This is a genomic window from Oleiagrimonas sp. MCCC 1A03011 (assembly GCF_003267965.1).
In the GTDB taxonomy this organism is placed as follows: domain Bacteria; phylum Pseudomonadota; class Gammaproteobacteria; order Xanthomonadales; family Rhodanobacteraceae; genus Oleiagrimonas; species Oleiagrimonas citrea.
In genome coordinates this window covers 1-11,688 of the sequence record NZ_MSPY01000013.1, presented here as the reverse complement: position 1 = coordinate 11,688, position 11,688 = coordinate 1, and the positions used below count along the sequence as shown (strand labels likewise).

Below are 11,688 nucleotides of genomic sequence, written 5' to 3'. Positions count from 1 at the left end.
CGCGGCGACGCCCAGCACGATCGCCAGCAAGACGATCCTGAGCACGCGTGCATTCAGCATCCGCGTGCGGCGCGGCAAGTGCACCGCAGCCAGGGAGTCTTCCAGGGCGGGAGAAACTGGCAGGGCCTCGCGTCGATGGTGTTCGGGGGCTTCGGTCATGGGATCGACTCAGTTGAGAGAGCGATCCGCCATTCTAGGTTTGTGCCATTCAGAATGCTTGCTGAAAGATGAATACCTCGGGTCGAACCCACCATCGGACGTCAACGGTTGTCCCGATCATTCACGGCGGCATTTCGATGACGATTACATCGCCTCCTTGATGCCGACGCGAATCAGTAACCAGTTCACGGGGTAGGTGCATACGAAACCGCACAGCATGGCCACCTGCATCATCCACCAGAACAGCCAGCGGTTCGGGGTCATCGCAGATTCGCCGAACAACGCGAAGATGCTGATCGCCATCCAGCCGTACATGCCGATCTGCCAGAACGACAGCGACAGCACATCGGACTTGAACGACTGCCAGGCCACGACCAGCCTGGGCTGGTCGGACATGGCTACCTGGGCGCCGTACTGAAACACGATGCCGATGGTCAACGCGGCGATGTAGTCGACGATCCAGTTGCCGAATACCTTGTGTCCAAGGACCACGAAGCCGAGACCGAGCACGAACATGCCGCCCTCGACCAGCAGGTCGGCCAGCGAACAGCCCGCTCCACAGTGCGTCGCGCCCAGCGCCACGCTCTGCCACATCGGTCGTTGGCCGTGTCGTTCAGCCGATGAGCCAGCAATCGGAGCACGCCCGAACCAAAGGTACATCAGCAAGGCGAAAAGCCCGCCCCAGAGAAACGTCAGCGGCCAGACCCATTTCATCACCGTCATCGGTGGCGGACGCCGCTGCAGGTCGCGTATCGACCACAGCATCAGCGCGACGGAAATCGCTATGTTGGTGATGGCGAGCGTTTTCAGCATTGTTGCACTCCCGGAATATCGATGACGACCGCATGCCGGAGTCGGCATGCGGTCACAGGGTTGAACCATGTTCTGCCCACGACCTCCGGCGCATGGCCATCGGCCATTTTTGGCATGGGCGGCTGCGGGTGCGGGTGCGATGTTGCCTCGCCGTCTGCCGGGGCAACATCGCATCGTCTCGACACGCCTAGCTGCTTTGCGCGGTTGCCGGGCTTGCCGTGTCCGTCGGAGCGTGCGTGGTGTCGGTTGGGGCATCGGCGCCGGGCGCGTGGTTCGGCTGCGAGGGTGCCTCGTGGGGGTGTTGATGGACGTGGTCGTGATCCATGTCCATGTCCTCGTCCGGCGGAGCCTTGGCAACGATGGCCTTGTATTGCGCCGGCGTCATCCCGGGCAGTTTCTCCACGAAGGCCACCATGCTCCAGATCGTGGGATCGTCATGGCCGGCCATGCTCCAGGCCGGCATGGCACTCATCTTGATGCCATGCTTGATGACCCAGAATGCATGTTTCGGATCGACATGAACCTTGGACAAGTCGGGCGGCTTGGGATACATCCCGACCCGCAACTCGGAGTCGTTCACACCGGGCGAGAGGTGGCATCCCGTGCACATGGCCGCATATTGACCGGCGCCCTTGAGAATCAACTTCGGATCGTCGAGATCGGGAACAACGACACCTTCCGAACGCAGGTCGATCGAGCGATCGCGCAAGACCTGCAACATGGCATACACAGGCTTGGTGTGATGATCGTCTGCACCGATGTTGTAGATTCCTGAATAGACGAAAACGCCGGTTCCCGCGGTCAGCAGGACCAACACGACCAGAAAAGCAATGCCGTAGTGCTTAACGTGTTTTTTCATTTCGATCGCTCCGCTCTATTTCAGAACCAGATCCGGAGTCCGGCCAGTAACTGATGGTCGGTAACGGGACTGCCCTCAAGTCGCGCCATGCGCGCCGTCCCTCCCCACTTGCGCGTCCAGGCGAAGCCCACATAGGGTGCGAACTTGCGGCTGAACTCGTATCTCAAACGCAGGCTCAGCGCCGTGTCAGCAAGGCCGGCCGCGTACATGCGCCGAGGGTCGCCCCTGCCATAGGCATTGAGCTCCAGTTCCGGTTCCAGGATCAAGCGCTGCGTAAACAGCCATTCCTGCGAAGTACGTACGCGCAGCGCGCTGCGCCCGCTCGGACCCAGGTACACGGTTCCCTCGAAATCGAACTGATAGGGCGCAAGCCCCTGAATGCCTAGTGCGGCCCAGTTGCGCGTGGGTCCCACACCGAGATCGTGCCTGGCACCGAGCATCACATCCCAGAACGGACTGACTGCGTGCCCCCAGAGCAGCTCGGCATCTCCTTCCTCGAGGCGCCCGCCGCTGCGCGCGCCTTCGGTGCGCACCCACAGTCGATTCGTATTGTGACCGGCCCACGCCTTGACTTCCCAGGCTTGGGACGAACCGCTGTCGCCTCGGACATATTCCAGGCTGTTCAGCATGAATTTCGACAGCAATGGATCGCTGGGCATGTGCAGGGTGACGCCATAAGCCGAATACGGCTCCGGCGCAGCGCCGTCGCTCTTGGGCAGGCTGCCGATGGTGGGCGGGCGTGCCGGATTGTCCTCGGCATGCTGCATGTGCATGGCATGGGAGGACATGTCCATCTTGGGCTTGGGACATGCTTCCATGGAGGATTCGTCGTCCGCATGCGGATGCATCGACTTGCCGCATGGATGATGATCTGCCTTCTCCTGGCTTGATGTCATGGCTCCGACCGCGGGCGCGGTCGAGGGAGCCGGCGAGTGGTCTTGCGAGACTTGCTGCTTTGCCACCACCGACGCGCTGAGCATCAGCACAACCAAGCCCGTCGCACGAATGACCCGGTTACGGAAAGCGACGTCCATTCGGTTTGTACACGCGTTCATCGTCATCTCCTTCACTTGACCACGATGGCGCGGAACATGCCGCTGTCCATGTGATAGAGCATGTGGCAGTGATACGCCCACCGTCCAAGTGCATCGGCCGTGACCCGATAGCTGATGCGCTGTGCGGGTCGTACATTGACGGTGTGCTTGCGCACGCGGAATTCGCCATCGGGCGTTTCCACCTCGCTCCACATGCCATGCATGTGAATGGGATGATTCATCATGGTGTCGTTGATCAGCACGATGCGAAGACGCTCGCCATGGTGGAACAGGATCGGTCGCGCTTTGTCATACGGCACGCCGTTGAACGACCACATGTAGCGGCCCATGTTGCCGGTCAGATGCAATTCGATCTCGCGCCCCGGCGCTCGATCGTCGATAGGACCGCCGATCGTGTGCATGTCGGCATAGGTAAGGACGCGACGACCGTTGTTCCGCAGCCCGGCACCGGGATCGTCCAGTGCCGTGGAGGCCACGTCGATGCACTTGGTGTTCTGCGGGCCGTACTCGGTAGGGTAATGATGGTGGATGGGCACCGTTTGCGCGGACATGGACATGCCGGCCATGCCCTGCATCGCGCTCATGTCATGGCCCTTGGCCATGTGCTGCCCACTGCCCATCGCCATGTCTTTCATGCCGGCCATACCCTTCATGCCGGCCATGTTCATGCCCATGTCGGCCATGGTCAGGCTCGGGATCGGATCCATAGCGGGCACCTCGGCCCGCATGCCCTCGCGCGGGGCCAGTGTAGCCAAGGCAAAACCGCTGCGATCGATGGCCTGAGCAAAAACGGTCCAGGCGCGGTCGGCCGCCGGCTCGACAATCACGTCCAGCGTTTCGGCCACCCCGATGCGGAACTCCTCGACCGACACCGGATCGATGTCCTGGCCATCGGTGGCGACGACGGTCATCTTCAGACCCGGAATCCGCACATCGAAGTAGGTCATCGCGGAGGCGTTGATGAAGCGAAGGCGAACTTTCTCGCCATGCTTGAACAGCCCCGTCCAGTTGCCTGCCGGCGGCACGCCGTTGATCAGGTAGGTGTAGGTGTAGCCGGTCACGTCGGACAGGTCGCGCGGACTCATGCGCATCTTGTCCCAGGCCAGGCGCTGTTTCAGCGCCGTGGAGATGCCGTGGGCGCGGGCATCGCGCATCAGTTCCGGGATGGTCGGTTCCGTGCGGCTGTAGTAGTCGCCCATCTTCTTGAGGTTGGCGTAGATGGTTTCCGGGTCGGAGTCGCTCCAGTCCGAGAGCACCATTACGTAGTCGCGCTGGGCGGGGAAGCGCTCGCCGTCACGCGGTTCGACCACGATCGCACCGTACAGGCCGGTCTGCTCCTGGAATCGCGTGTGGCTGTGGTACCAGTAGGTGCCCGATTGCTTGACCCGGAAATGGTAGCGGTACATGCCGCCCGGCGCGATGCCGGGGTAACTCAGGCCGGGCACGCCGTCCATGCGGAACGGCAGCAGGATTCCGTGCCAGTGGATGGAGCTGGATACCGGCAGCCGATTGCGCACGTCGAGGGTGATCAAGTCACCTTCGCGCCAGTGCAACACCGGTGCCGGAAGTTGTCCGTTGATGGCCGTGGCCAGCACCTTGCGGCCGGTGATGTTGACCGGCGTCTCGGCAATGTCCAGCTTGAAGTGGGTGCCGCGCAACACCGCCGGATGGCGAGATGCTGCGGAAGCGGAAAGCGCGTCGGCAGCCCACCCCGTACCGGGTTTCAGCAGAGCCAAACCCGCGGCGGCACCGCCCAGGCCCAGCACGAAGCGTCGTCGCGACAACAGGGCCGCTGACGGATGATCGTGTTCGAATGACATGAGTCACTACTCCTCGGACGACGCGGCGCATGGCGCGTCGCCGAAATTGCACAGGAAACCCGTGTCGCAAAGGACGCGGGACTGACGCCTAACTCGGCGCAATTTGCAGGAGGGTGATCAGGCCGACGGTGGATGCAACAGCGGAGGGTGCAGTCGGACGGGGACGGAGGGCGCGAGCGGCGCGTATTCGTTGCCGTGCATGGAGGCATGCGCCAGCGCGCGGCTGTCGGGCACGGTTCCGCCGTAACACAGGCCACCGCAGTGGCAGCCGAATTGCGCTCCGCAGGTGTGCGAAGCATGCGTGTGTCCCGTCGTCGTGGACAGGGTCGATGCCTGCAAAGAGAGGGTATCGTGCGTCGGCACAGGCATCGCCTGTGCCATGCCCATCAGAACTAGTCCCAGCCACGCCAGAAGCGCCAGGGCACTTGCGCGGCGGAACCAGTGTTTCTCGTGGGCGCGGACGAACATAAGCGTAGTGTACCCCAATCGGACATCATTCATGGCATGACGTCGTCGCGTTGTATCCGCCCAGCCGGGTGCCGCCTTACAGTCTCCTTTCCAAGTCATACGTGACGTTCAGGGGCTCTTATCTTGAATGATGTAGCGCCGCAATTAACGGGCAGGAGACTTCCCCGTGCTGCGCGTTGCACTTGCTTATCAGTGTGGACAGCGCCCCCTCCATCCGTTTGAGGTTCGACAGGCGGGCGCGTACATCGGCCAAGCGCTGCCTAGCCAATTCGGCGGCTTCGCTGCAATGGGCCCCATCCTCCAGTTTCAGGAGCTGGCCGATTTCGTCCAAATTGAAGCCCAGCCTCTGGGCCGATTTCACGAACCTCACCCGTTCCACATCCCCCTGCCCATAACGGCGAATCCTGCCCTGGGGACGCTCGGGTGTCGGTAGAAGCCCTCTTTTTTGATAGAAACGGATGGTTTCCACATTGACCCCTGCCGTCGCTGCAAAGGCACCGATCGTCAGGCTCCCTCGGGCATGGTTCATGGCGCTTGACTCCGTACTTGACTACGGAAATAAGCTTACGCCATCCGGTCGATGCTCGGAAGGAGCGTGGCATGTCTGAACTGAAACAGGGGCGAAGTGCTCTGGCCGCTGGCGGTCTCGCCGCCATCCTGGCCTCCACCTGCTGCCTCGGTCCCCTGGTACTTGTCGCCCTGGGTTTCTCGGGTGCCTGGATTGGCAACCTCACGGTGCTGGAACCGTATCGTCCGCTGTTCATCGGTGCCGCCCTGCTTGCCCTGTTCTTCGCCTGGCGCCGGATCTACCGACCGGTCACTGTGTGCACGCCCGGTGAGGTATGTGCCAGGCCGCAGGTTCGCACCACGTACAAGCTGATCTTTTGGCTTGTCGCAGCTCTGGTGCTGGTCGCGCTTGTGTATCCCTATGTGCTTCCGCTGTTCTACTGAAGGGAGAGATTCCACATGAAAAAACTCGTCATCCTCGCCGTACTCTCCGCAGTGCTTGCCGCACCCGCCTGGGCCGCCGATCAGACGGTCACCCTGTCCGTACCTGGGATGACCTGCGCGGCCTGCCCGATCACGGTCAAGACGGCCCTGTTCCGAGTCCCCGGTGTGAAGAAGGTGGTGGTGCATTTTCGTCAGCGCGATGCCGTGGTGACCTTCGACGACACCAAGACCCGGGCTGCGGCGCTCACCAAGGCCACCGCCAATGCCGGCTATCCGTCTACCGTCAAGCAGGGCGAGTAAGGCCATGAGGCCCAACCTTCGCGTCATCGCCGATAAATTCGGTGTGGTCGGCACACTGCTGTCGACCATGTCCTGCGCCATGTGCTTCCCGGCGGCGGCCAGCCTCGGGGCAGCCATCGGACTGGGTTTCCTGTCCCGGTGGGAATCTCTGTTCCTGAAGATCCTGCCGATCTTTGCCGTGCTGGTCCTGCTGGTCAATGCGCTGGGCTGGCTCAGTCATCGCCAATGGCAGCGCAGCGCGCTGGGCATGATCGGTCCGGTGCTGGTGTTGATTGGGCGTTACGCGTTCACGGGCGGCCTGCTGAGCCATGCGGTGTCCAGAGGCGTGTTGTACACGGGCTTGGTGGCCATGACCGTGTTTGCAATCTGGGACATGGTGGCGCCGAGCCACCGCCGTTGCGCGACCGATGAGGGTGCATGCGGGGTGCCGTCAAATGGCGATGTCGAAAACAACGACAGGGTCAATCCATGATGCAGTTGAAGATTTCCGGCATGACGTGCGCGTCGTGTGCCCAACACGTCCAGACGGCTCTGCAGCAGGTGCCTGGCGTGCAGCGCGCGGAAGTATCCTATGCCGAAGGATGGGCAACGGTCGAGAAAGCCCCCGAGACGAGCGCCGATACGCTGTTGGCCGCGGTGACTGCAGCTGGTTACACGGCTCAATCGGTCGATGAGGCTCGCGAGGGATCCGCTTCCACGGATGAACGCACCTTTCAGACAACAACTGGTGGTGATGGCGGCCCGCTGCATATTGCCGTGATCGGCAGCGGCGGCGCCGCGATGGCCACTGCGTTGAAAGCGGTCGAACGGGGGGCCAGGGTGACGCTCATCGAGCGCGGCACCATCGGCGGCACCTGTGTCAATGTCGGCTGCGTTCCTTCCAAGATCATGATCCGCGCCGCCCACATCGCCCACATGCGCCGCGAAGGCCCATTTGACGAGGGCCTTCCCCCCACGCCACCCACAATCCGGCGCGGGCCATTGCTGGCGCAGCAGCAGGCGCGGGTCGAGGAACTGCGTCACGCCAAGTACGAAAGCATCCTGGATGGTCAGTCGGCGATTACGGTCCTGCGCGGAGAAGCCCGCTTCGACGACGGCCGCAACCTGACCGTGGCGCTGAATGATGGGGGCCAGCAGCAGGTTGCGTTCGATCGCTGCCTGATTGCCACCGGGGCGCGTCCGGCCATACCGCCCATCCCCGGTCTTGCTGACACTCCGTACTGGACATCGACCGAGGCGCTGGCCAGCGAGAGCGTTCCGGAGCATCTGGCCATCATCGGCTCGTCGGTGGTCGCGGTGGAACTGGCCCAGGCCTTTGCCCGGTTGGGCAGCCGGGTCACCATTCTGGCGCGCAGCACCTTGTTCTTCCGTGAAGATCCGGCCATTGGCGAGGCCCTGACGGCTGCCTTCCGTGACGAGAAGATTGAGGTGCTGGAACGTACCCAAGCAAGCCGGGTTGTTTACACGAATGATGCGTTCGTGCTGAGTCTCCCCGAAGGTGAGCTATTCGCTGATCAACTCTTGATCGCCACCGGTCGGACTCCGAACACGGACCAACTCAACCTGGAGGCAGCAGGTGTAGAGGTGACTCGGCAAGGCGCCATCATCGTCGATGCCAGCCTTCGTACCCGTGTCCCGACCATCTACGCTGCCGGCGACTGTACCGACCAGCCGCAATTCGTCTATGTGGCGGCGGCCGCCGGTACCCGCGCGGCAATCAACATGACAGGCGGTGAAGCCCACCTCGACCTGCGGGCGATGCCTGCCGTGGTCTTCACCGACCCGCAAGTCGCCACTGTGGGCCTTAGCGAGCAGGAGGCTCATATTGCCGGTATCGAGACCGACAGCCGCACGCTCACGCTCGACAACGTTCCACGAGCGCTCGCCAACTTCGATACCCGGGGCTTCATCAAGTTGGTGGTCGAGGAAGGGTCCCGGCGACTGATCGGCGTGCAGGTAGTCGCCGCCGAAGCCGGGGAACTGATCCAGGCGGCGGCGCTGGCCATTCACCATCGCATGACAGTGGAAGCACTCGCTGACCGGCTGTTTCCGTACCTGACAATGGTTGAAGGGCTCAAGCTCGCAGCACAGACCTTCAGCAAGGACGTCAAGCAACTGTCGTGCTGCGCCGGGTGAGCCATGGGAGGTGATCGATGAGCCTCTACCCCGTGTCGAATCTGGCGCAGGATGCGGGTGTAAGAGTTCACGTCGTGCGTGACTACCTTTTGCTAGGACTTTTGCGGCCGTCTGCGCATAGCGCGGGCGGCCATAGCTTGTTCGACGCCCAGACCCTGCAGCGGCTTTGCTTCGTGCGAGAAGCGTTTGAGGCCGGCGTCAGCCTGGAGCAACTGACGCAATTATGTCGTGCGTTTGAGGCGCCCCGCGATGGCAAAGTGGTGGCGAGATTGGCTGAATTGCGACACCTCATAAAGAGCGACAACAGGCACTGGCTGACATGAGGTACAGGTGAACACTATCGAGGCTGTTATCGCTCTGCGGAACTAGGCATGACCGTCATCCGTACGCCTGTTCATCGGCCTCTGCTGGTGACTGGGCGGAGTGTGCCGACCTCCTCATGCCTTCACTTTCGTCTGATTAAGACACCGTCATCTCGCGCTCTTCGCTATACACCACCTCCTGAGCGCGGAACCTGCCGAGGACCCGGCTGACCGTTTCCGATGCCAGACGCAGCTGGTTGGCGATGTCCGTGCGCGACATGCTGAGCCGGAAATGCCAATCACGAACACCCAGCCGCATGTACCGTTCACCCAGGTCGACCAGAAACGCAGCCATGCGCTCGTCGGCCGTGTGATCGCCCGCCAGATGTGAGGCCATGCCGAGTACCTTGCAGGTGCTGCAACGCGATGGGAGCGCGTGCCGCCAACTCACTCATGGCAGGGAATGAGAACAGTCAGGATTCGGTTTCTTCCAGCGCAATCGCGTCGCACAGATAGCGCCCCGGATAGATGGCGTTGAGACCAACCACCTCACCAGACAGGTGAAAGCCAAAGTGCGTATTCCGGAACAACTGACCACCTGATCCGGCAATAGCTGACCAGCTCGCTGGTGCTGAACACGGTTCGCTCATGTACCCTACCCCCCCTAGGGTATATGTCGAGTACATCATGAGCCACACGATCCGCGATAAAAATAAGCTGCTGGGCCGGGTGCGCCGCATCCGTGGCCAGGTGGAGGCGCTGGAGCGCGCTCTGGAATCGGAGAAGGGCTGCACCGAGGTGTTGCATCAGATCGCCGCCGTGCGGGGCGCCATCCATGGCCTGATGATGGAAGTGGTCGAGGACCACGTGCAGACGCATATCGCCAGCCCAGAGCTCGCCGACGACGCCGAACGAAAGCAGGGTGCCGACGAACTGATCGACGTTCTGCGTGCCTATCTCAAGTAAGCCCCAAGCGCATGCGCTGCCGACCCGAACGCGCTTACGCCATCCATCCCGTGTTGCTGCCTCGAGCCCGTCATGTTTGAAGTCCTGAAGCACCGCACCTACCGCCATTTTTTCGCCGCGCAGGCCACCTCGCTGATCGGCACCGGCATGATGACGGTGGCCCTGGGTCTGCTCGCCTACCACCTCGCCGGACCGGGCCATGCCTCGGCCGTGCTGGGCATCGCGCTGGCGATCAAGATGGTGGTCTACGTGCTGGTCTCGCCGGTGGTGGCCTCATTCGCCTCGTGCTGGCCGCGCAAACCCCTGCTGATCAGCATGGATCTGCTGCGCGCGGCGCTGGTGCTGCTGCTGCCGCTGGTCAGCCATGTCTGGCAGATTTATGCGTTGATCGCCATCTTGCAGACCTGCTCGGCGGCGTTTACGCCCGCGTTCCAGGCCACCATCCCCGATCTGCTGCCGGACGAGGCGCAATACACGCGGGCGCTGTCGCTCTCGCGCCTAGCCTATGACTTGGAGAACCTGCTCAGCCCACTGCTGGCGGCGCTGCTGCTGGGCAGCATGACCTTCCGCGGCCTGTTCGGCTTCACTCTCGCCGGCTTCCTGCTCTCCGCCCTGCTGGTGGCGACCGTGCGCCTGCCGCGGCGGCCGCCCTCCATCAAACCGCGCCCGCCCGTGCTCGACGGCATGCGGCGCTACCTGGCCACGCCTCGGCTGCGCGGCATGCTGAGCCTGAGCCTGGCCGAGGCGGCCGGCGGCGCGCTGGTGATCGTCAACACGGTGATCTACGTCCGCCGCTGGGTGGGCGGCAGCGATCAGGACGTGGCACTGTTCATGGCCGCCTTCGGCGGCTGCTCCATGCTCGCGGCCCTGTCGCTGCCGCGCCTGATCGACCGCCTCTCGGACCGCGCGGTGATGCTGGCCGGCGCGGCCCTCAGCGGAAGCGGGCTGGCCGTGCTGGCGGTGGCGGCGCCGTTCGTCAACGGCAGCGCGCGGGCGGCCGTGCTGATCGCCTGCTGGGCGCTGATCGGCCTCGGCTATGCCTCGATCCTTACTCCGGGCGGGCGGCTGCTCAAGCGCTCCAGCGACGACGAGGGCCGGGCGGCGATCTTCGCCGCGCAGTTCTCGCTCTCGCATGCATGCTGGCTGATCATGTATCCGCTGGCTGGATGGCTGGGCACGCTCGTCTCACCGGCGTGGGGCGGCCTGGTCATGGGTGGCATCACCCTCGCCGCCGTGGCGCTAGCGATGCGCTTCTGGCCGGCCCACGACCCACAGATCGTCCCGCACCACCACGATGGTCTGCCGAACGATCACCCGCATGTCGTGGACATGCCGACGGACGAGAGCGGCGTGCACGCGCATGCTTTCATCATCGACGACGAACACCCCAGGTGGCCGCAACATCATCCCTCGGCTTGAGGCAGCGATGGACGACCCCGCCGGGTGCGACGGGATGGCTTCCGGTCATTACTAGCCGCATGTTCAAGTATTGCCGGAATGCTGCGCAATCATTGTCGGAATCCGCAAGCAGCCTCCGGGAAACCCAGGGCGGTTCAGTCGTCCAAAAGGCGGTCTTTTTACCAGCCTTTACATGGAAGTACCGCCAGGGCATACCTCTGTATCCGCTACCCGGACTGGAAGGTCGTGGTTGCGAAAGTTTCAGTGCCTGGATGGGGTTCCATGAAAGCGGGAAGTGTTGTCGGCGACAACAAAAAAGTGGTGTCCAACCCATGCCCACATGGAGCCGTTGAGGGCGCCATGTGGGCATGGGGTCGCTGCATCGAGTTGGCGGAAGTTGAATCGAGCTACCTCGGATGATGCGTCAGGTAGACACGCATCGCAGGCGGAATGGATCCGAC

12 protein-coding genes and 2 pseudogenes are annotated in these 11,688 nt (G+C 62.9%); 7 read left to right on the top strand and 7 right to left on the bottom strand.

Annotation, left to right across the window (positions count from 1 at the left end; genetic code table 11):
* Positions 1-303: 303 nt before the first annotated feature.
* From BTJ49_RS14930 to merR, 5 genes and pseudogenes are all read right to left on the bottom strand, one after another.
* A complete protein-coding gene (locus BTJ49_RS14930) occupies positions 304-972 on the bottom strand; it encodes a DUF4396 domain-containing protein (RefSeq protein WP_113066230.1) in 669 nt (222 codons plus the stop codon).
* A gap of 328 nt (positions 973-1,300) precedes the next feature.
* Positions 1,301-1,831 (bottom strand): annotated as a pseudogene (locus BTJ49_RS14925) (cytochrome c); the annotation flags it as partial.
* A gap of 20 nt (positions 1,832-1,851) precedes the next feature.
* Positions 1,852-2,865 (bottom strand): copper resistance protein B, encoded by a 1,014-nt coding sequence (locus BTJ49_RS14920; RefSeq protein ID WP_240601856.1) that lies wholly within the window; start codon positions 2,863-2,865, stop codon positions 1,852-1,854.
* A 32-nt stretch (positions 2,866-2,897) separates the two neighbouring features.
* Entirely contained in the window at positions 2,898-4,706 is a 1,809-nt protein-coding gene (locus BTJ49_RS14915) for a copper resistance system multicopper oxidase (RefSeq protein WP_113066228.1), read from the bottom strand.
* 586 nt (positions 4,707-5,292) lie between these two features.
* A complete protein-coding gene (merR, locus tag BTJ49_RS14905; RefSeq protein WP_113066226.1) occupies positions 5,293-5,703 on the bottom strand; it encodes an Hg(II)-responsive transcriptional regulator in 411 nt (136 codons plus the stop codon).
* 71 nt (positions 5,704-5,774) lie between these two features.
* On the opposite strand from merR, the gene merT reads away from it, so the two are divergent.
* From merT to merD, 5 genes and pseudogenes are all read left to right on the top strand, one after another.
* Positions 5,775-6,125: a mercuric ion transporter MerT gene (gene merT, locus BTJ49_RS14900; protein WP_113066225.1), complete on the top strand. Its 351-nt coding sequence runs from the start codon at positions 5,775-5,777 to the stop codon at positions 6,123-6,125.
* 15 nt (positions 6,126-6,140) lie between these two features.
* The gene (gene merP, locus BTJ49_RS14895; protein WP_113066224.1) at positions 6,141-6,425 is read left to right on the top strand and encodes a mercury resistance system periplasmic binding protein MerP; all 285 of its coding nucleotides are present in this window, start codon (positions 6,141-6,143) and stop codon (positions 6,423-6,425) included.
* Between the two features lie 4 nt (positions 6,426-6,429).
* Positions 6,430-6,897, top strand: a complete 468-nt coding sequence (gene merC, locus BTJ49_RS14890) for an organomercurial transporter MerC (protein WP_113066223.1) — start codon at positions 6,430-6,432, stop codon at positions 6,895-6,897.
* Positions 6,894-8,561 carry a mercury(II) reductase gene (merA, locus tag BTJ49_RS14885; protein ID WP_113066222.1) on the top strand — a complete coding sequence of 556 codons (1,668 nt, stop codon included), beginning with the start codon at positions 6,894-6,896 and terminating at the stop codon, positions 8,559-8,561. The genes merC and merA overlap by 4 nt, the downstream gene beginning before the upstream one ends.
* Positions 8,562-8,578: 17 nt before the next feature.
* Positions 8,579-8,803 (top strand): annotated as a pseudogene (gene merD, locus BTJ49_RS14880) (mercuric resistance transcriptional repressor MerD); the annotation flags it as partial.
* 217 nt (positions 8,804-9,020) lie between these two features.
* On the opposite strand, the gene BTJ49_RS16105 reads toward merD, so the two are convergent.
* Positions 9,021-9,260: a helix-turn-helix domain-containing protein gene (locus BTJ49_RS16105; protein ID WP_343125540.1), complete on the bottom strand. Its 240-nt coding sequence runs from the start codon at positions 9,258-9,260 to the stop codon at positions 9,021-9,023.
* A 76-nt stretch (positions 9,261-9,336) separates the two neighbouring features.
* Entirely contained in the window at positions 9,337-9,513 is a 177-nt protein-coding gene (locus tag BTJ49_RS16100) for a hypothetical protein (RefSeq protein WP_343125539.1), read from the bottom strand.
* Between the two features lie 37 nt (positions 9,514-9,550).
* Between BTJ49_RS16100 and BTJ49_RS14870 the strand changes: the two genes are divergently transcribed.
* The gene (locus BTJ49_RS14870) at positions 9,551-9,829 is read left to right on the top strand and encodes a metal/formaldehyde-sensitive transcriptional repressor (RefSeq protein ID WP_113066220.1); all 279 of its coding nucleotides are present in this window, start codon (positions 9,551-9,553) and stop codon (positions 9,827-9,829) included.
* A gap of 72 nt (positions 9,830-9,901) precedes the next feature.
* Positions 9,902-11,248 carry an MFS transporter gene (locus tag BTJ49_RS14865; RefSeq protein ID WP_113066219.1) on the top strand — a complete coding sequence of 449 codons (1,347 nt, stop codon included), beginning with the start codon at positions 9,902-9,904 and terminating at the stop codon, positions 11,246-11,248.
* Positions 11,249-11,688: the final 440 nt, after the last annotated feature.

What these genes read in the sequence shown, in the direction of transcription:
- BTJ49_RS14930 (WP_113066230.1), bottom strand. Translation starts at nt 972, where the DNA reads ATGCTGAAAACGCTCGCCATCACCAACATAGCGATTTCCGTCGCGCTG.
- BTJ49_RS14920 (WP_240601856.1), bottom strand. Translation starts at nt 2,865, where the DNA reads ATGGACGTCGCTTTCCGTAACCGGGTCATTCGTGCGACGGGCTTGGTT.
- BTJ49_RS14915 (WP_113066228.1), bottom strand. Translation starts at nt 4,706, where the DNA reads ATGTCATTCGAACACGATCATCCGTCAGCGGCCCTGTTGTCGCGACGA.
- merR (WP_113066226.1), bottom strand. Translation starts at nt 5,703, where the DNA reads ATGAACCATGCCCGAGGGAGCCTGACGATCGGTGCCTTTGCAGCGACG.
- merT (WP_113066225.1), top strand. Translation starts at nt 5,775, where the DNA reads ATGTCTGAACTGAAACAGGGGCGAAGTGCTCTGGCCGCTGGCGGTCTC.
- merP (WP_113066224.1), top strand. Translation starts at nt 6,141, where the DNA reads ATGAAAAAACTCGTCATCCTCGCCGTACTCTCCGCAGTGCTTGCCGCA.
- merC (WP_113066223.1), top strand. Translation starts at nt 6,430, where the DNA reads ATGAGGCCCAACCTTCGCGTCATCGCCGATAAATTCGGTGTGGTCGGC.
- merA (WP_113066222.1), top strand. Translation starts at nt 6,894, where the DNA reads ATGATGCAGTTGAAGATTTCCGGCATGACGTGCGCGTCGTGTGCCCAA.
- BTJ49_RS16105 (WP_343125540.1), bottom strand. Translation starts at nt 9,260, where the DNA reads ATGGCCTCACATCTGGCGGGCGATCACACGGCCGACGAGCGCATGGCT.
- BTJ49_RS16100 (WP_343125539.1), bottom strand. Translation starts at nt 9,513, where the DNA reads ATGAGCGAACCGTGTTCAGCACCAGCGAGCTGGTCAGCTATTGCCGGA.
- BTJ49_RS14870 (WP_113066220.1), top strand. Translation starts at nt 9,551, where the DNA reads ATGAGCCACACGATCCGCGATAAAAATAAGCTGCTGGGCCGGGTGCGC.
- BTJ49_RS14865 (WP_113066219.1), top strand. Translation starts at nt 9,902, where the DNA reads ATGTTTGAAGTCCTGAAGCACCGCACCTACCGCCATTTTTTCGCCGCG.